21 protein-coding genes are annotated in these 18,270 nt (G+C 68.4%); 17 read left to right on the plus strand and 4 right to left on the minus strand.

Going from position 1 to position 18,270, the window contains the following annotated elements:
* The first annotated feature begins 320 nt into the window (after window positions 1-320).
* From MFF40_RS14105 to MFF40_RS14130, 6 genes are all read left to right on the plus strand, one after another.
* Entirely contained in the window at window positions 321-740 is a 420-nt protein-coding gene (locus tag MFF40_RS14105; protein WP_147854010.1) for a hypothetical protein, read from the plus strand.
* Window positions 741-896: 156 nt separating this feature from the next.
* Entirely contained in the window at window positions 897-1,337 is a 441-nt protein-coding gene (gene rpsF / locus MFF40_RS29055; RefSeq protein ID WP_378994477.1) for a 30S ribosomal protein S6, read from the plus strand.
* A gap of 11 nt (window positions 1,338-1,348) precedes the next feature.
* On the plus strand, window positions 1,349-1,666 hold the full coding sequence (locus MFF40_RS14115; RefSeq protein ID WP_147854009.1) for a hypothetical protein: 318 nt from the start codon (window positions 1,349-1,351) through the stop codon (window positions 1,664-1,666).
* Window positions 1,663-3,222: a glutamine-hydrolyzing GMP synthase gene (gene guaA / locus MFF40_RS14120; protein WP_147854008.1), complete on the plus strand. Its 1,560-nt coding sequence runs from the start codon at window positions 1,663-1,665 to the stop codon at window positions 3,220-3,222. Before MFF40_RS14115 ends, guaA begins: the two co-directional genes overlap by 4 nt.
* 157 nt (window positions 3,223-3,379) lie before the next feature.
* Window positions 3,380-3,736 carry a helix-turn-helix domain-containing protein gene (locus MFF40_RS14125; RefSeq protein ID WP_238260937.1) on the plus strand — a complete coding sequence of 119 codons (357 nt, stop codon included), beginning with the start codon at window positions 3,380-3,382 and terminating at the stop codon, window positions 3,734-3,736.
* A complete protein-coding gene (locus MFF40_RS14130) occupies window positions 3,736-4,968 on the plus strand; it encodes a type II toxin-antitoxin system HipA family toxin (protein WP_147854006.1) in 1,233 nt (410 codons plus the stop codon). Before MFF40_RS14125 ends, MFF40_RS14130 begins: the two co-directional genes overlap by 1 nt.
* On the opposite strand, the gene MFF40_RS14135 is transcribed toward MFF40_RS14130, so the two are convergent.
* The 4 genes from MFF40_RS14135 to tsaA all read right to left on the minus strand — a co-directional run bounded on the left by MFF40_RS14135 (window position 4,969) and on the right by tsaA (window position 7,146).
* Window positions 4,969-5,109, minus strand: a complete 141-nt coding sequence (locus MFF40_RS14135; protein WP_187277671.1) for a hypothetical protein — start codon at window positions 5,107-5,109, stop codon at window positions 4,969-4,971.
* Between the two features lie 184 nt (window positions 5,110-5,293).
* A complete protein-coding gene (locus MFF40_RS14140) occupies window positions 5,294-5,902 on the minus strand; it encodes a LysE/ArgO family amino acid transporter (RefSeq protein WP_147854005.1) in 609 nt (202 codons plus the stop codon).
* Between the two features lie 93 nt (window positions 5,903-5,995).
* The gene (locus MFF40_RS14145) at window positions 5,996-6,691 is read right to left on the minus strand and encodes an SGNH/GDSL hydrolase family protein (RefSeq protein WP_147854004.1); all 696 of its coding nucleotides are present in this window, start codon (window positions 6,689-6,691) and stop codon (window positions 5,996-5,998) included.
* Complete coding sequence (tsaA, locus tag MFF40_RS14150) at window positions 6,688-7,146, minus strand: tRNA (N6-threonylcarbamoyladenosine(37)-N6)-methyltransferase TrmO (RefSeq protein ID WP_238260976.1); 459 nt, start codon at window positions 7,144-7,146, stop codon at window positions 6,688-6,690. The genes MFF40_RS14145 and tsaA overlap by 4 nt, the downstream gene beginning before the upstream one ends.
* Window positions 7,147-7,305: 159 nt before the next feature.
* Between tsaA and MFF40_RS14155 the strand changes: the two genes are divergently transcribed.
* From MFF40_RS14155 to MFF40_RS14205, 11 genes are all read left to right on the plus strand, one after another.
* Entirely contained in the window at window positions 7,306-8,799 is a 1,494-nt protein-coding gene (locus MFF40_RS14155) for an AMP nucleosidase (protein WP_147899131.1), read from the plus strand.
* Window positions 8,800-8,956: 157 nt separating this feature from the next.
* Window positions 8,957-9,520 carry a hypothetical protein gene (locus MFF40_RS14160; RefSeq protein WP_238260978.1) on the plus strand — a complete coding sequence of 188 codons (564 nt, stop codon included), beginning with the start codon at window positions 8,957-8,959 and terminating at the stop codon, window positions 9,518-9,520.
* A gap of 189 nt (window positions 9,521-9,709) precedes the next feature.
* On the plus strand, window positions 9,710-11,011 hold the full coding sequence (locus MFF40_RS14165) for an SLC13 family permease (protein ID WP_238260939.1): 1,302 nt from the start codon (window positions 9,710-9,712) through the stop codon (window positions 11,009-11,011).
* Window positions 11,012-11,143: 132 nt separating this feature from the next.
* Window positions 11,144-11,545, plus strand: coding sequence for a succinate dehydrogenase, cytochrome b556 subunit (gene sdhC / locus MFF40_RS14170; RefSeq protein ID WP_147896547.1), 402 nt, complete (start codon window positions 11,144-11,146; stop codon window positions 11,543-11,545).
* 12 nt (window positions 11,546-11,557) lie between these two features.
* Window positions 11,558-11,977 (plus strand): succinate dehydrogenase, hydrophobic membrane anchor protein, encoded by a 420-nt coding sequence (sdhD, locus tag MFF40_RS14175; RefSeq protein ID WP_147896546.1) that lies wholly within the window; start codon window positions 11,558-11,560, stop codon window positions 11,975-11,977.
* 32 nt (window positions 11,978-12,009) lie between these two features.
* Entirely contained in the window at window positions 12,010-13,827 is a 1,818-nt protein-coding gene (gene sdhA / locus MFF40_RS14180) for a succinate dehydrogenase flavoprotein subunit (protein WP_147855796.1), read from the plus strand.
* 51 nt (window positions 13,828-13,878) lie between these two features.
* Window positions 13,879-14,124 (plus strand): DUF433 domain-containing protein, encoded by a 246-nt coding sequence (locus MFF40_RS14185; RefSeq protein WP_147855795.1) that lies wholly within the window; start codon window positions 13,879-13,881, stop codon window positions 14,122-14,124.
* On the plus strand, window positions 14,121-14,495 hold the full coding sequence (locus MFF40_RS14190) for a DUF5615 family PIN-like protein (protein WP_147855794.1): 375 nt from the start codon (window positions 14,121-14,123) through the stop codon (window positions 14,493-14,495). Before MFF40_RS14185 ends, MFF40_RS14190 begins: the two co-directional genes overlap by 4 nt.
* Before the next feature lie 11 nt (window positions 14,496-14,506).
* Entirely contained in the window at window positions 14,507-15,331 is an 825-nt protein-coding gene (locus MFF40_RS14195; RefSeq protein ID WP_147855793.1) for a succinate dehydrogenase iron-sulfur subunit, read from the plus strand.
* 166 nt (window positions 15,332-15,497) lie between these two features.
* Window positions 15,498-16,079 carry an AprI/Inh family metalloprotease inhibitor gene (locus MFF40_RS14200; RefSeq protein ID WP_238260941.1) on the plus strand — a complete coding sequence of 194 codons (582 nt, stop codon included), beginning with the start codon at window positions 15,498-15,500 and terminating at the stop codon, window positions 16,077-16,079.
* Between the two features lie 153 nt (window positions 16,080-16,232).
* Complete coding sequence (locus MFF40_RS14205; protein ID WP_238260943.1) at window positions 16,233-18,098, plus strand: ABC transporter ATP-binding protein; 1,866 nt, start codon at window positions 16,233-16,235, stop codon at window positions 18,096-18,098.
* The last annotated feature ends 172 nt before the right edge of the window (window positions 18,099-18,270 follow it).

An 18,270-nucleotide genomic window follows, 5' to 3' on the forward strand; every position in this document is an offset into this window, starting at 1 on the left:
GTCCTGGTGGCCGTCGCCCCGGTGCCGGTCCGCGCGGAGGAGCCGCTGTTCATCCGCATCCGGCCGACGCAGGATGGCGACCGGACCGCCCGCGAGGCCCTTTGGGCGCGTAGGCAGGCCCATGCCCGCGCGGTGATCGAATCCGTCTGCACCGGCTGCCTCGGCGCCTGGAAACCGGAGCCGCCGGTGCCCCCGGCTGCGACCCCCGGTCCCGCGCAGGCCAGGATTGCGGACCTTACTGCGCCGGCAGGGCTTGAAACCGACACCGGCTCCGGGGCATCCGAGCCAGCTTCCGATCCATCGCTTCCCGAGAGGCAACCATGACGCAATCGCATCCGACCAGCGGCGCCGAGCCCGAAGTCGATTGCCCCGTGAGCCTCGAGGTTCTGGGCGAGGTCTACCGGGCCGACGAGTTCGACCTGCCGATGATCCTGGAGCAGATCCCGCCGCTGAAGCGCGCCCAGCTCGCCGCCTACCTCTACGGCAAGAGCCACATGCACAAGCTCGGCCTGAAGGTCGCCCGCTCCTGCGACCGCGACGACCTGATTCGGGTCGCCGGCGAGATTGGCTCGGTGATCCATGGGCAGGCGCACCTGAAGCCGGCCAAGCCGGCCGCCGTTGCCGCCCCCGAGTTGCGCGCCAAGACCCTGCCGGGCCAGAAGAAGGTCAGCCTGGCGGGCGCCCCGGCCAAGCCCGCGATCAGCCTGGGCGGCTCGGCCAAGGTCCGCAACTTCGACTGAGGCGCGCCGCCGGAGGGTACGCCCGCGCGGTGGAACCCTCCCGGCCTCCCGCTCGTGCGTCGCGCGATGCACGCGGCGGCACTGCACGGAACGACACTGCAAATGCTGCGGGGCCGGATGTATGATAGGGTCGGCGTAGCCCGATCGGAGGTTGGCGTGGCGCACTACAAAAGCTTCATGATCGCGCGCCAGGACGCAGCCTCCACGCGATCCGAGACCGTGTTCGACACCTATAGAGACGTGATCGAGCGCAACGGCGGCCGTCTCGACATGATCGAGATGTGGGGCGTGAAGTCTCTGGCTTACCGCATCAAGAGAAACCGCAAGGCGCATTTCGCGCTGCTGGACATCGACGCGCAGCCGGCCGCCATGGCCGAGATGGAGCGCCAGATCGAGACCTCCGAGGACGTGCTGCGCGTCGTGACCCTCCGGGTCGAAGACCCGGCCCCCGAACCTGCTCCGATGGCGGGCTTTCTCGACGATCGGCGGGACAACGACGGTGCCCTCAGCGCGTTGCAGACCGAATTGAACGCCTATTCCCACACGATATTGGACGAGCTGCGGCAGCTGAACGCCTATATCGAAGCGCGATCGTAGGGGAACGCCCGATGAGCGGAGGCGTCTTCGGCGCATTGAAGGATGCCATCCTGATCCTCGATGAAGTCAAGCGCCTCTCGGACAACATTCGCAAACTGGTCGATCGAGTCGAACGCCTGGAACAACGGGTCGGCGACCTGGAAACACACGATGCGGTCGACGCCGTGAAGGGCGATGCCCTGGTGGCGCGCCTCGAAGCCGCGACCCGGATCGCCGCGGCAGAATCCCATGCCAGTCTGATCGAGCGGATCGTCAGGATCGAGGGCGTCGTCCTCGGCACCCCCGGCGATCGTTCGATTTCGCGCCTACCCAGCAAAGATGACCGATGACAGCTCCCACGCATGACAAGATCCTGATCGTCGATTTCGGCTCTCAGGTGACCCAGCTCATCGCCCGGCGGGTGCGGGAGGAGGGGGTCTATTGCGAGATCGTCCCCTTCACGAAGGCCGAGGCCGCGTTCCGCGAGCAGAAGCCGAAGGGCGTGATCCTCTCGGGCGGCCCCGAATCGGTGACCGTCGAGGCGAGCCCCCGGGCGCCGCAACTCGTGTTCGAATCGGGCGTGCCGGTCTTCGGCATCTGCTACGGCCAGCAGACCATGGCGGCCCAGCTCGGCGGCGCGGTCGAAGGGGGGCACCATGCCGAGTTCGGCCGGGCCGAGGTCGAGATCCTGGCCGATTGCCCGCTGTTCAACGGCGTCTGGCACAAGGGCGAGCGCTACCCGGTCTGGATGAGCCACGGCGACCGGGTCACCAAGCTGCCGGACGGCTTCACCACCGTGGCGATCTCGAAGAACGCGCCCTTCGCGGCCGTGGCGGACGCGGCGCGCAACTACTACGCGGTGCAGTTCCACCCCGAGGTGGCCCACACCCCGCACGGCGCCCTGCTGATCCGCAACTTCGTGCGCGATATCGCCGGCTGCTCCGGCGACTGGACCATGGGCGCCTACCGCGAGGAGGCGATCGCCAAGATCCGCGAGCAGGTCGGCTCGGAGAAGGTGATCTGCGGCCTGTCCGGCGGGGTCGATTCGGCCGTCGCCGCGGTGCTGATCCACGAGGCGATCGGCGACCAGCTGACCTGCGTGTTCGTGGATCACGGACTGCTGCGCCTGGGCGAGGCCGAGCAGGTCGTGGCCCTGTTCCGGGACCACTACAACATTCCGCTGGTCCACGTTGAGGCGAGCGGCATGTTCCTGTCGGCGCTCGAGGGCGTCAGCGACCCGGAAGTGAAAAGAAAGACCATCGGCCGCCTGTTCATCGACGTGTTCGAGGCGGAGTCGAAAAAAATCGGTGGGGCGGCGTTCCTGGCGCAGGGCACGCTCTACCCGGATGTGATCGAGAGCGTGTCGTTCACCGGCGGCCCGTCGGTGACGATCAAGAGCCACCACAATGTCGGCGGCCTGCCCGAACGCATGAACATGAAGCTCGTGGAGCCGCTGCGCGAGCTGTTCAAGGACGAGGTCCGGGTGCTCGGCAAGGAACTCGGCCTGCCGGACGCCTTCGTCGGCCGCCATCCGTTCCCGGGGCCGGGCCTGGCCATCCGCTGCCCCGGCACCATCACGACGGAGAAGCTCGAGGCCCTGCGCAAGGCCGACGCGATCTATCTCGACGAGATCCGCCAGGCCGGCCTCTACGACACGATCTGGCAGGCCTTCGCGGTGATCCTGCCGGTGAAGACGGTGGGCGTGATGGGCGACGGCCGCACCTACGACCACGTCTGCGCGCTACGCGCCGTGACCTCGGTGGACGGCATGACCGCCGACTTCTACCCGTTCGACATGGCCTTCCTGGGCCGGGTCGCGACCCGGATCATCAACGAGGTGAAGGGCATCAACCGGGTGACCTACGACATCACCTCGAAGCCGCCCGGCACGATCGAGTGGGAGTGATTTCGGCCTATCCGAGGAAATCCAGAACGACGCTGGAATGCGATGCGGCTCGCTCCGGCAGCTCATTGACAGATACACCGAGCTGATCATATCTGACAAATTGTCGATCGTCCTTTGTCAGATATGACTGATTGCGATGGGGTCTCCGAAAGCGAAGTTGGCCCTTGCGCGGCTCGGTCAGGACATCCGCCTGGCACGCCTCCGGCGCAATGTCGCCGTAGCGGATCTGGCAGTGCGCGCTGGAACCTCGCCCAGCTCGATCACGCGGCTTGAAAAGGGCGAGCAAGGTGTCGCCATCGGTACGCTGGCCGATGTCCTGGTCGTTCTGGGGCTGGTGGAGCGACTGGCCGATCTGATCGATGTTCGCAAGGACGATCTAGGGCTCGCGCTATCCAATCAACATTTGCCGCGCCGGGGGAAGTCGTTCGCGACGAAAGTCCGAAAGCAGAAGGCTCAAGCGCAGGACGATCAACCCCAGCAGGATGTCATGGATCCTGATGGGGCTTCATTCTGATGACGGATTCTGTCGCTCATGTCGCATTGGGCGAAGGCCGGGTATCGGTCGGCCGGTTGCGTTTTACACATGTCGGGCCGAGGCAATTCTCGACATTCTCCTACAGTGCCGCATGGATGGAAAACCCGCGGGCCTTCGCCATACAACCGGATTATTCCCTCGAGGCCGGCCAATTCCACACATCGGGTCAACCCGGAACCATGCGTGATGCGCTGGCGGGCGTCTTCGCCGATGCAGCCCCCGACAGCTGGGGGCGCAGGCTGCTCGAACGCGCTTATGGCAATGGGCTCAGCGAATTCGCTTATCTGACGCTATCCGACGATGCCTGTCGGCAAGGCGCGTTGCGCTTTCTGGACGACAACGGCGCGATCATTCGCGGCAAGGCCGTCGATGCCGTTCCGCGTCTGGTCGATCTGGAGTCGATCACGGCCATTGCCCGCGCCTATGAACAAGGAAAGGACATCTCGGCCAAGGACATACAGGCGCTGGCGGGGGCGGGGGGCTCCGGCGGTGCGCGACCCAAGGCTAATGTCAGGGACGGTGATGCGTTGTGGCTGGCGAAGTTCACCTCGGTCCACGACCAGCAGCCGATCGAGCGCGTCGAGGTTGCGACGCTTCGCCTGGCTGCAACGTGCGGCATCCGCACGCCCGCAGCCCGGCTGGAACTGGCCGACACGCCTTTTCCGGTAGCGCTGATCCAGCGGTTCGATCGACGCGGAAGCGCCCGCATCCCCTATATTTCGGCGCGCACCGCTTTGGGCAAGACCGGGACGGAACTCGGTTCCTATACGGAGATCGTCGATTTCATGCGGGGCTACGCCGCCGATCCGCGGGCCGATTTTCGTGAACTTTTCCTGCGCCTGATCTTCACGATCCTCGTGTCCAACAAGGACGATCATCTCAAGAATCATGGGTTTCTCTATGTGGGGGGCGGGCGCTGGCGATTATCGCCGGTTTTCGACGTGAACCCGGCGCCGGATCGCAACCCGCACCTCGAAACGGCGATCCTGGAGGGCGGTGCGTATGACCGGTCGATCGCCTTGGCGCTGGAAGCCTGCGAATTTTTCGAGCTTCCCGAACGAGAGGCGAGGCAGATGATCCGTGAGACGGCGCGGCGCATTTCAGACGGGTGGCGCGAGGCGTTGCGTCAGGTCGGGGTTTTAGGCGCGTTGGCGCGGGACTATGAGGCCGCGTTCATTCACGATCAGACCGAACTGGCGTTACGTATTTAATCAAATATGACCGATAATAAGGATTTCCTCGTCAGATGTGAATGGCATCTTCGAATGGCGCCGTTTGCCCAGAGCGCTTTCCTCCTGCCAGTCGATCAATTGACGCGGGGCATCGATGGAACCGAGCGGGCGGTGATCCATGTCAAGTTCGCCACCGACAAGACCGAGATTCTGCCGGACTCAAGCCTGAGATCGACGGGTATGCCGATCGGACTGATTCCGCCGCGCACAACCTGTTCATTCCCGATGGCCGGCAAAGAGTTACCGCCTCGCGTTGGTAGGATTCTGAGCGGAAGACTATCGCTCCGCCGGATACATCCCGCCGTTACCGTCCGCTCAGCAACAACTCGGCCGCGATCACCCACATCGTGATCGCGATCACGCCTTCGAGCACGCGCCACGCGGCTGGCTTGGCGAACAGGGGCCGGAGGATCGCGGCGCCGTAGCCGAGCGAGAAGAAGAACGCGACCGAAGCACTCATGGCGCCGGCCGCGAAGGCGGGTTCCCGGCCGGGGAAGCGCGTCGAGATCGATCCGATCAGCAGCAGCGTGTCGAGATAGACGTGCGGGTTGAGCCAGGTCAGCGCGAGGCAGGTCGCGAGCGTCCGCCCGAGGCCGGCGGCGGATCCCGGGGCGGGCTGCAGCACCTCGGTGTCTGCGAAGGCCGACCGGAGGCTGCGCGCGCCGTACCAGATCAGGAAGGCCGCGCCGGCATACAGCATCGCCGGCCGCAGCCACGGGGCGAAGACCACGAGGCTCTTGAAGCTGGTCACGCCCACCAGGATCAGGAGCGCGTCGGAGGCCGCGCATGTGGCGCAGACCAGCGCGACGTGCTCGCCGCGCAGGCCCTGCCGCAGCACGAAGGCGTTCTGGGCGCCGATGGCCAGGATCAGGCCGGCGCTGACGGAGAACCCGGTCAGGAAGACATCGAGCACGCGGTGTCGCTCATCGAAGGTTGAAGGTTCGCGTGGTCATGACCGGCCACTCCGTCGGAGCGGAGACGGCACGGCGCCTTCCGCACGGATTGCTCACGGCGGCGCGCAGAGCACCGGCTCCAGCGCCGCCATCGCCTGCCGGAACGCCGCCAGGTGCAGGCCGTCCCGGAGCGCTCCCGGCTTGGCGTAGCCTGTCTCGCCGTCGCGCAGCGGCGCGAACGGGTCCGCGAAGGTGCATCCGAGGCGGGTGCAGAGCGCGCGCAGCCGGTGCGAATAATCAGGCACGGCCGCCGCATCGAGGAACCGGCCGCTCTCACGGCCGATCGGGGGCAAGGCGGTCACCACCACGCGCGGGCTGACGGCCTGGAGCCGCCTGACGATGGCGTCCACGGTCGCCTCGAACCGTGAGGCCGCCTCGGCGGAGCGCGGTGCGTTCTTGGCGAGGATGTCGTTGGTGCCGATCGTCAGGGCGGCGACCTTGGGCGCGTGGTGGAAGCGCAGCCCGGCGAGGTGGTCGAGAAAGGCGGCAGCGGTGGCGCCGCTGAAGCCGCCGTTGACGAAGTCCAGGCCGCAGGGCCGCTGGCTTCCGGGCTGCAGCTCCACCTGGGAATCGCCGCCCCAGAACACGTAATCGGGTGGCGCCTCGTCCAGGCTGACCTGGACGGCGATGCCGCGCATCACCGCGTAGGCCCGGGCATCCGCGGCGGGCTTGTGCAGGTACCAGCCGGCGAGTCCTCCCAGCGTCAGCAGGACTAGGGCCGCGAGGATCGCGAAAAGGCCCCGCCTCACGGCTCGGCGCCGGCGCGGTCGATCCGCGCCTCGGGCCGCGAATCGGTCGTGGCGTAGTAGGGCTTGATGTCGAGGAGCGGCGTTCCGTCCAGGCAATCGAGCCCGCGGACCCGCAGGGTGTCGCCCGCGCGGGCGATCAGCTCGACCACCGAGAGGGCGATCGGGTTCGGCCGGGCGGGGGAGCGCAGCGCGAAGGTGCCGCGCGGCCCGTCGGCGTGGCGCGGCTGCTGCACCACGAGCCCCCGGGTCGCCTGGTCCATCCAGTAGAGCAGGATGAGGTGCGTGCAGCCGGTGATCGTGAGCAGGCCGGACGCGTAGGCCGGATCGACCTCGACGGTGCAGACGGCGTCAGTCTGCAGGCCGTTCTTCGGGCAGTCCCGGCGCGTCCGCCACGGCGTCCGGAGGCGGCCGATGAAATGGAGGCCGGCGTCGAATGCGGCGGGCAGGTCCGCCATCTCCTCGCCGGGACGGATCCCGAACTCGTCCGCGCCGCTCAAGGAACCTCCGCGCCCTCGCATCCCGCGCCGGTTCTCGGCCAAGCGCCGTCCGGCCGCAAGCCCGGGTCGCGCGCGCACGCTCCGCGGTGTAGATCCGAGCTTGCGACGGGAGGGTTCATGATCGAGCGGGAATTGCGGCCGATGCAGGCCGTGGCGGATGCGGACAGCGCGGTCGATCGCCTGGTCGAGCTCTATGACGGCGCCGCCGACGCCCTGCGGCAGGCGCTGGAGCGGTACCTTGCGGGCGGTCCTCCGCCGGACGCCACCGAGCGCCTCGCGTTCCGCTATCCCGAGTTGCGGATCAGCTATCGCCCCGCCGGCCCGCTGCCGCGGGTGCGCCGCGCCACCGCCAAGCTCCAGGCCGCCGGCACCTACGCCACCACGGTCACGCACCCGGCCTTCTTCCGCCACTACCTCACCCGGCAGTTGCAGCCGCTGATCGACGATTACGGCATCCAGATCGAGGTGGGCCTGAGCGCGCAGGAGATCCCCTATCCCTACGTGCTGGAGGCGGGGCTCGACGCGCGCGGGAGCACCGTCGACGGCGCCGAGCTGGCCACCTACTTCCCGGTCCCGCTGCTGTCGCTGGTGGGCGACGAGATCGCCGACGGGACGTTCGATCTGGTGGATGGCGAGCCGCTGCCTCTGGCCCTGTTCGACGCGGTGCGGGTGGATTACTCCCTGCGCCGCCTGGTCCACTACACGGGGTGCGACTGGCGCGAGGTCCAGCCCTGGATCCTGCTCACCAACTACCACCGCTACGTCGATCAGTTCGTCCGGCACGGGCTGGAGCGCCTGGCTTCCGGCGCGGAGGGGTTCGAGCGGCTGGTGCTGCCCGGCGGCCTGTCGGTGAGCCGGGCGGAGGCCGCCACGGCCGATCCCGCCGCGGTGATCGCCGCCTCGCCGTGGCACCGCCACCAGATGCCGGCCTATCACCTCGTGGCGCGCGGCGCCGACGGCACCATGCAGGGCACGACGCTGGTCAATATCGGCGTCGGCCCCTCGAACGCGAAGACGATCACCGATCACCTCGCGGTCCTGCGCCCGGATTGCTGGCTGATGGTCGGCCATTGCGGCGGCCTGCGCCAGTCGCAGACCATCGGCGATTACGTGCTCGCCCACGCCTATCTCCGGCGGGACCGGATCCTCGACGAACTGGTGCCGCCGGACGTGCCGGTGCCGGCGCTCGCCGAGGTGCAGGTCGCGCTCCAGAGCGCCGCCGCCTCGGTGACCGGCGAGCAGGCGGAGGCTCTGAAGCGCCGGCTGCGCACCGGCACGGTGGTGACCTATGACGACCGCAACTGGGAGCTGCGGTTCAGCCAGGAGCGCCGGCGGATCAACCAGTCGCGGGCGATCGCGGTGGACATGGAGAGCGGCACGGTGGCGGCGCAGGGCTTCCGCCTGCGCGTGCCGTACGGGGCGCTGCTCTGCGTCTCCGACAAGCCGCTCCACGGCGAGATCAAGCTGCCCGGCGCGGCGAACGCGTTCTACGACCGGGCGGTGTCGGAGCATCTGCGCGTCGGGCTGGCGGCCCTCGACGCGCTGCGGGCCGACCGGCACGGGCTGCATTCGCGCAAGCTGCGCAGCTTCGACGAGCCGCCCTTCCGATAACCCGCCGGACCCTCGATACAGTCAAGCTTTCAATATTTTCGTACAATTTTCGCATGACAGCGACTGACTGACACGGCGTATTCAGTCGTCGCGCCGGGATACCTGCGATCGATCGGACGTTGGAAAGTCATACTCCTCGCAAGGATTGGACTTTCTCATGAAGCGCTTTGCTCTCGCATCGACGGCCCTGCTGGCGGCCTTCGCCCTGGTCCCGGCCGGCGCGGATGCCCGCGGCTTCGGCGGCGGCGGCTTCCGGGGTGGCGGCTTCGGCGGCGGTTTTCACGGCGGCGGGTTCGGCGGCGGCGGCCTCCGGGGCGGTGCGCTGGGCGGCGGCGGCTTCCGCGGGGCAGGCTTGGGCGGCGGCGGCTTCCGCGGTGCGGGTATCGGTCATCCCGGCATCGGGGTCGGCCGCGGTGTCGGAGTCGGTGGCTTCCAGCGCGGCGGCTTCGCCAATGCCGGACGCGGCGGTCGGATCGGCCATCGCGGCGTCGTCGGCCGTGGCTTTGCCAACCGCGGCTATTATGGCCGGGGTTATGGAGGCGGCTACGGCCGCGGCCTGGGCTATGGCCTTGCCGGTGTCGGCCTCGGATTGGGGGTCGGCTACGGTCTCGGCGGTGTCGGATACGGCTTGGCCGGCGACGGCTACGGCGACAGCTGCACCGGCGCCTTCGGCTACGGTTACGATCCGGCCTATTGCGGCACCTACGGCTACGGCTACTGAACGCCGTCCGCAGGCCCCGTCGCTGTCATGAAGGCCCGGCCGGAAACGGTCGGGCTTTTTTTACGCGCGAGGACGGTTTCTGGACCCGGCAGCCTTCGCGGTTCGCGAAGGCTGCGTCGCGGACTGCCGAATTGCGAACGGTTCCAGACCGGCCCATGCAGGCTCGTGCACGCAGCGCGGGAGGGGCGGATGAGCGGAGGAGCGGTCGTTCCGGCGACAGCCGCCCTGCTGGTGCTGTGCATGGGCCTCTGGGCCACGGCGCTGCTGCCGGAGATCGTCACCGCGCTCGCCTTCTTCGGGCTGGCGATGCTGCTGCACCTCGGAAGCGCCGCGACCGTGTTCTCGGGCTTCTCGGCGTCGGCGTTCTGGCTGGTCCTGTCCGGCATGGTCGTGGGCCAGGGCATGACCCGCACGGGCCTCGGCGCCCGCATGGCCGGCGCGCTGGCCGGACGCCTGTCCGGCTCCTACGCGCACTTCATCGCCGGCCTGGTGACCCTCAGCTTCCTGATCGCCTTCGTGATGCCGTCCAACCTAGGCCGGATCGCCCTGATGATCCCGGTGACGCTCGCGCTCTGCGACGGCTTCGGTCTGACGCCGGGCCGGCCAGGGCGGACCGGCGCGGTCCTGGCGGTCGGCGTCGCGACGCCGATCCTGTCGGCGGCGATCCTGCCCGCCAACGTTCCGAATCTCGTCATGGCCGGCTCCGCCGAGCAGGTGCTCGGCCTGCACCTCTCCTACCTGTCCTACTTCGTCCTGCACGCGCCTGTCCTGGCCGTGGTGAAGGGCGCCATGCTGGTGGCGCTGATCGTGCGCCTGTTCCCCGACCGGCTCAGCCCCGACGCGCGGGCCCTCCCGGCGCTGCCGCCGGTCTCTGGGGCGGAGCGGCGCCTGGCGTTGATCCTCGCCTGCACCCTGGCGCTCTGGATGACCGACAGCCTGCACGGCCTCGCCCCGGCCTGGGTGGGGCTCGCGGCCGCGGTGATCTGCCTGCTGCCGCGGGTCGGGGTGCTGCCGCCCGAGTCGTTCCAGCAGGTGAACCTGCGGACCTGCTTCTACATCGCGGCGCTGCTGGGCCTTGTCGCCCTGGTGAACGAGACCGGCCTCGGGGCACGGCTCGGCCATGCGCTGCTGGCCGTGGCGCCGCTCACCCCGGACGCGCCGACACAGAACTTCGCGGTGCTGAGCGGCATCAGTACGGTCCTGACGCTGCTCGTCACCGCCAACGGGGCGCCGGCCCTCTACACGGCGCTGGCGGGGGAGATGTCCCAGGCCAGCGGCCTGTCGGCGCTCGCCGTCGTGTCGGTGCAGGTGATCGGCTATTCGACGCTGTTCTTCCCCTACCAGGCGCCCCCGATCGTGTTCGCCAGCGAACTCGGCGGCGTGCGCCTGCGGGACGCCACGCGACTCACCCTGGCCTTCGGCCTGGCCTCGCTCGTGATCGCATCACCCCTCGATTACGCCTGGTGGCGCCTGCTGGGCCAACTCAAGTGACAGATCCGCCGCGCTATCAACACGCCCCCCGCATTGCGCCGCAGCATGACACATTGCGGCTTGGGCCCGGAGGCACTAGCGCTACCACCAGATTAGAGACGGTCCAGTTCGCAGCTGCGAGGCTTCAACCCAATGGCACCCACCGCCCGCCCGACAGTGGCACAGCCGCTTTCACCGCATCTCCAGATCTATCGCTGGACCTGGACGATGGCGATGTCGGTGTTTCACCGTATTACCGGCACCGCGCTCTACGGCGGGACTGCGCTGGTCGCGATCTGGCTGGTGTCGCTTGCATCCGGGCCGGCCGCCTATTCCTACGTCGCGTGGTTCTTCGGCTCGTTGATCGGCCGGCTGGTCTTGTTCGCCTACACCTGGGTGCTGATGCACCACATGCTCGGCGGCCTGCGCCACCTGGTCTGGGACACCGGCGTCGGCTTCGACCGGGAGAAGCGCCTGAGCATGGCCCGCCTGACGCTGGTCGGGTCCATCGCGCTCACCATCGTCATCTGGGCGGTCGCCCTTCTGGTCCGTTGAGGGGAGGCCGGCATGGCTAAGGAAGAGATCCGCCAGGACACCCGCGTCTCCATCCGCACCCCGCGCGCCCGCGTCCGCGGCCTCGGGATCGCCCATCACGGCGCCGGCCACTGGTGGCAACAGCGGGTGACCGCGGCGGCGAACGCCGTCCTGATGCTGGCCTTCGTGGTGATCGTCGCCAGCATGGCCGGTAGGGGCTACGTCGAAGCGACGCAGCTGATCGCCAAACCCCTGGTCTCGATCATTCTCATCCTGGCGCTCCTGTCGGTGACGATCCACATGCGGATCGGCATGCAGGTGGTGATCGAGGACTACGTTCACGGACAGGGCACGAAGATCGCCGCCGTGTTCGCCAACAATATCTACGCGGTCCTGGTGGCCGTGGCCTGCCTCTACGCGGTCCTGCGCATCGGCTTCGGACAGCCGGCCTGAACCCCGCCATCACGCATTTCGAGGAGCCGATCATGGCCGCCAACGGCACCAACGGCAGCGGGCCTGCCTACACCATCCACGATCACGCCTTCGACGTGGTGATCGTCGGGGCCGGCGGCGCGGGCCTGCGCGCCACCGTCGGCTGCTCGGAGGCCGGCCTGCGCACCGCCTGCATCACCAAGGTGTTCCCGACCCGCTCGCACACCGTGGCGGCGCAGGGCGGCATCTCGGCCTCGCTCGGCAACATGGGGCCGGACGATTGGCGCTGGCACATGTACGACACCGTGAAGGGGTCGGACTGGCTCGGCGACCAGGACGCGATCGAGTACCTCGTGCGCAACGCGCCGGCCGCCGTCTACGAGCTGGAGCATTGGGGCGTGCCCTTCTCTCGCACGGACGAAGGCAAGATCTACCAACGCCCGTTCGGCGGCATGACCACCGATTACGGCAAGGGCACCGCCCAGCGGACCTGCGCGGCGGCCGACCGCACCGGCCACGCCATGCTGCACACGCTCTACGGGCAGGCGGTGAAGAACCAGACCGACTTCTTCATCGAGTATTTCGCCCTCGACCTGATCATGGACGAGGACGGCCGCTGCCGGGGCGTCATCGCCCTCGACCAGGCCACCGGCGAGATCCACCGGTTCCGCGCCCAGACCACGATCCTGGCCACCGGCGGCTACGGCCGCGCCTACTTCTCGGCGACCTCGGCCCATACCTGCACGGGCGACGGCAACGCCATGGTGCTGCGGGCCGGCCTGCCGCTCCAGGACATGGAGTTCGTGCAGTTCCACCCCACCGGCATCTACGGCGCCGGCTGCCTGATCACCGAGGGCTCGCGCGGCGAGGGCGGCTACCTGACCAATTCCGAGGGCGAGCGCTTCATGGAGCGCTACGCCCCCTCGGCCAAGGACCTCGCCTCGCGCGACGTCGTCTCGCGCTCCATGACCATGGAGATCCGCGACGGCCGCGGCGTCGGCAAGAACAAGGACCACATCTACCTGCACCTCGACCACCTCGACCCGAAGATCCTGCACGAGCGCCTGCCTGGCATCTCCGAATCCGCCAAGATCTTCGCGGGCGTCGACGTGACCAAGGAACCGATCCCGGTCATCCCGACCGTGCACTACAACATGGGCGGCATCCCCACGAACTATCACGGCGAGGTGCTGACCCTGCGGGACGGCAACCCCGACACGGTGGTGCCGGGCCTCATGGCGATCGGCGAGGCGGCCTGCGTCTCGGTCCACGGCGCCAACCGCCTCGGCTCCAACTCGCTGATCGACCTCGTGGTGTTCGGCCGCGCCGCCGGCAAGCGTTGCGCGGAGATCGTCGAGCCGAACGGCCGGGCCCAGGAACTACCGAAGGGCGCCACCGACAAGGCGCTCGACCGCCTCGACCGCTTCCGCCACGCCAACGGCTCGACGCCGACCGCGGAGCTGCGCGCCGAGATGCAGAAGACTATGCAGAACAACTGCGCGGTGTTCCGCACCGGCGAAGTGCTGGAAGAGGGCAAGGGCCTGATCCACAAGGTCTGGAGCGCCGCCTCCGACGTGAAGATCACCGACCGGTCGCTGGTCTGGAACACCGACTTGCTCGAGACCCTGGAGTTCGACAACCTGATCGGCCAGGCGGTGGTGACCATGGAATCGGCCGCCAACCGCAAGGAATCTCGCGGCGCCCACGCCCGCGAGGACTTCCCGGACCGCGACGACAAGGAGTGGATGAAGCACACCCTCTCCTGGCTCGACGAGGGCCGCCACCAGGTCAACATCGATTACCGGCCGGTGCACACCTATACGATGTCGAACGAGATCCAGTACATCGAGCCGAAGGCGCGGGTGTACTGATAGAGCTAAGCCGGCAGGTCCTGGCCTGCCGGTCATCTGGAGGATGACTTGATGACCCGGACCTTCAAGGGTCTCCCGCGTATCACGGTCAATCCCGCGGTGATGGGCGGCAAGCCCTGCATCCGGGGGATGCGTGTGACGGTGGGCATGATCCTCGGCAACCTCGGCGCTGGCGTCAGCATCGAGGAGTTGCTGCAGGGCTATCCCTATCTCGAACACGAGGATGTGCTGGAAGCCATGCGGTACGGCGCTTGGCTCGCGCAAGCGCGCGACGTCGAGCTCGAGCCTGCGGCATGAGGTTCGTGATCGACATGAATCTTTCGACCGATTGGGTGGACTACCTCGGAAAGCTCGGACACGACGCCGTTCATTGGGCGAGCGTCGGACCGGAAGATTCCCCGGACGAGGACATCGTGGACTGGGCGCGATCGGAAGACCGCACAATCCTCACCAATGATCTCGACTTCGGAACCTTGCTGGTGAGCACGGGCGCCACGAAGCCGAGCGTCGTGCAACTCCGGACGGACATCACCCTGTCCGCCCATGTCGGCCCCCTCGTCGAGCAGGCGATCAATCGCATGGGCGACGGTCTCGCGTCCGGCGCGCTCGTCACGGTCGAACCCGGCCGCCTCCGCTTTCGCTCGCTGATCATAGCCTCTCAGGATTAAGGCTCGCCGCAATGGCTCAGTTCAACCTTCCCAAAAACTCCCAGATCACGCCGGGACGCTCCTGGGCGCCGCCGGCGGGGTCCAAGAACCTGCAGACCTTCAAGATCTACCGCTGGAACCCGGATGACGGGGCCAACCCGCGGATCGACACCTATCAGGTCGACCGCGACGATTGCGGGCCGATGGTGCTCGACGCGCTGCTGTGGATCAAGAACAAGGTCGACTCGACCCTGGTGTTCCGCCGGTCCTGCCGCGAGGGCATCTGCGGCTCCTGCGCCATGAACATCGAGGGGCAGAACGCGCTCGCCTGCACGATGGGCATCGCGGAGTGCAAGAGCCCCGACAACGCCCTGCCGATGATGTCCCGGAAGGACAAGGACGGGGCGATCCGGATCTACCCGCTGCCGCACATGCCGGTGCTGAAGGACCTGGTCCCCGACCTGACCAACTTCTACGCCCAGCACGCCGCGATCGAGCCCTGGCTCCAGACCGAGACGCCCGCCCCCGAGAAGGAGTGGCGCCAGACCCCCGAGGACCGGTCGAAGCTCGACGGCCTGTACGAGTGCATCCTGTGCGCCTGCTGCAGCACGTCGTGCCCGAGCTACTGGTGGAACGGCGACAAGTTCCTCGGCCCGGCGGCCCTGCTCCAGGCCTATCGCTGGCTGATCGATTCGCGCGACGAGAACACCGGCGACCGGCTCGATGCCCTGCACGACCCGTTCCGGCTCTACCGCTGCCACACGATCATGAACTGCGCCAACACCTGCCCGAAGAACCTGAACCCGGCCAAAGCCATCGCCGAGATCAAGAAGATGATGGTCGAGCGGGTGGTCTGACCGCCGGAGCTGAGGCACCCCGGCCACACCGGGGCGAAAAGGTCCGCCGTCCGCAGCGGACTCGGGTGCGGCCGGGGCGGTCGCCTTGCCGTCAGCGCATTTGCCATCGAGTCAGGGGCCAAGGCGCCGCCGTGCGCTTTTCCCAAGCCTGATCCGAAGTGGTCCGATGCTGCGCCCGAGCCTGCCGACCTTCGCCGCCCTGTGCCTGAGCGCCACCCTCGGCGCCTGCGCCTCCACCCGCCTGGAAAGCCCGCGGGCCCGGGCTCCGTCGCAGGCGCCCCTCGATTCCGTCCAGGCGGTCCCGTCGGGCACGGTGACGGCGGCGCCGCTCGCACCCCCGCCGGGCGCGAGTGCAAGCCCCGACGCGCCGCCGCCGCCCGGCGCCCAGGCCAACGCGGCGCCCAACACTCCCACGGTCATCGCCGAGCCGGTCGCACCGCCGCCGCCCCCGCCGCCCGTCGTCACCAGCGGCCGCGCCTCGGTGGTCGGCAGCTGGGATGCGCGGGACGCGACCGGCGGGAGCTGCAAGGTGACCCTGTCCAGCGCCCCGGCGCTGGACCTCTACAAGGCCTCGGCCTCCGGCTGCCCCAACAAGGACCTCGCCCGGGTCTCGGCCTGGGATTTCCGCGATGGCGAGGTCTACCTGTACCAGCCGGGCGGCACCGTCGCGGCGCGGCTGCGCCAGGGCGGCGGCGCGCTCGAAGGCGCGCTGACCAAGTCGGGTGCGACGCTCGCCCTGTCGCGCTGAGCCTCACCCGCGCGAACGGGACCGGCCGAGCCCGGCCGGTCCTGGCGAGGGGCACCGTTGCGAGAAGCCCGGCCGCCGCGACGACCGCGCGCGCTTGGCGCTCGCCGGCCGGCGCTTACATGATGGGCTCCCCCAGCATTACGCCCGGAAGACATGTTCCTGAATTGGCTTGAGCGCCGGGTCGATCCGTTTGCGCCCTTCGACGAGACGCGGACCCCGCCGCAGACGGTTCTGGGATTTGCCGGCTTCTACCTGCGTCCGATCCGGGCCGCCCTGGTGGCGCTGTTCATCATCGCGGTGGTGGCCGGAACCGTCGAGGCCTCGCTCTACCTGGTCATGCGCTGGTTCATCGACCTGTTGGCCACGGCCGACCGGGCCAGCGTCCTGTCGGACCATGCGGTCGGCCTCGGGCTGGTGTTCCTGCTGATCGCCCTGGTGCGGCCGATCTCGATCTGGCTGCACGAGGTGCTGTCCAACCAGCTGATCGTGCCGCAATCGACCAGCCAGATCCGCTGGCGGGCGCATCTCTACACCCTCGGGCATTCGCTCTCGTACTTCCAGGGCGACTTCTCCGGCCGCCTCGCCAACCGCGTCGTACAGGTGGGCCCGGCGGTGCGGGAGCTCGCCGTCGTGTTCATCGACACGCTGCTCTACGTGGCGATCTATGCGGTGACGGCGGTCGGGCTGTTCGGGTCGATCTCGCCCTGGCTCGCCCTGCCGGTGCTGGTCTGGATCGGTGCCTACGCCGCACTCACGACCTGGTTCGTGCCCCGCGCCCGCGCCCGCTCGCACAAGACCGCCGACACCCGCTCGGTCCTGATCGGGCGCATCGTCGACAGCTACACCAACATCCTCACCGTCAAGCTGTTCGCCCGCGACCGCGAGGAGCGCGCGACGGTGCGCGACGCGGTCGAGGTCCATACCGACGCCTACCTGTACCAGTTCCGGCTGGTCACCCTGACCACCAGCCTGCTCGGGATCCTCAACAGCGCGCTGCTGGTCGCCACCGGGGCGGCCTGTCTGGTTCTCTGGCGCGACGGTAGCATGACCACCGGCGAAGCGTCGGCCGGCCTCGCCTTGATCCTGCGGCTCATCGCCATGTCCGGCTGGGTGATGCAGACGGTCCGCGGCGTGTTCGAGAATGTCGGGGTCATTCAGGAGAGCATGCAGACCATGGCGCGCCCGCACGCGCTGGTCGATGCCCCGGAGGCCCGCGAGTTGGTGGTGGCGGGCGGCGAGATCCGCTTCGAAAATGTCGGCTTCCATTACGGGCGCGGCGACGCCACCGTGATCGAGGATTTCACGCTGACGATCCGCCCCGGCGAGAAGGTCGGTCTCGTCGGCGTCAGCGGCGCGGGCAAATCCACCCTCGCGAGCCTGCTGCTGCGCCTCTACGAGGTCGAGAGCGGCCGGATCCTGGTGGACGGCCAGGACATCGCGACGGTGACACAGCAATCGCTGCGCGAGGCCATCGCGATGGTCAGCCAGGATACGTCGCTGCTGCACCGGTCGATCCGCGAGAACATCGGCTACGGGCGTCCCGGGGCCACACAGGAAGAGATCGATCGCGCCGCCCGGCTGGCCCATACCGACCGGTTCATCGCCGATCTCGTCGATCACAAGGGCCGCCGGGGCTACGACGCCCAGGTCGGCGAGCGCGGCGTCAAGCTGTCGGGCGGCCAGCGCCAGCGCATCGCCATCGCCCGGGTCATGCTCAAGGACGCGCCGATCCTGATCCTGGACGAGGCGACGTCCGCCCTCGACAGCGAGGTCGAGGCGGCGATCCAGGAATCACTGGACACGCTGATGGCCGGCAAGACCGTGGTGGCGATCGCCCACCGGTTGTCGACGATCGCGGCGCTCGACCGCCTGGTGGTGATCGACCGGGGCCGAATCGTCGAGGAGGGCACGCATGCCGAGCTCGTCGCCCGCGGCGGCGTCTATGCCGGCCTCTGGGCCCGCCAGTCCGGGGGATTCCTCGACGGCGGAACGACCCGTCTCGACAGCGCCGTGGCGTAGCAGCGCAGGCCGGGCGCTGCCCTGCAACATATGACAACGATCGTGACCTAAGCACGCCCCCGGGCCTCCCGGCATAGCTTGACTTGGGGGTGGCAGACGGTCTCATTGCTCAGATTAGAACGATAATGCTTTGATCTCGGTACGGCCGGGACATCAGGGCAGGGCACCTGCG

Source organism: Methylobacterium mesophilicum, assembly GCF_022179445.1.
Taxonomy (GTDB): Bacteria; Pseudomonadota; Alphaproteobacteria; order Rhizobiales; family Beijerinckiaceae; genus Methylobacterium; species Methylobacterium mesophilicum.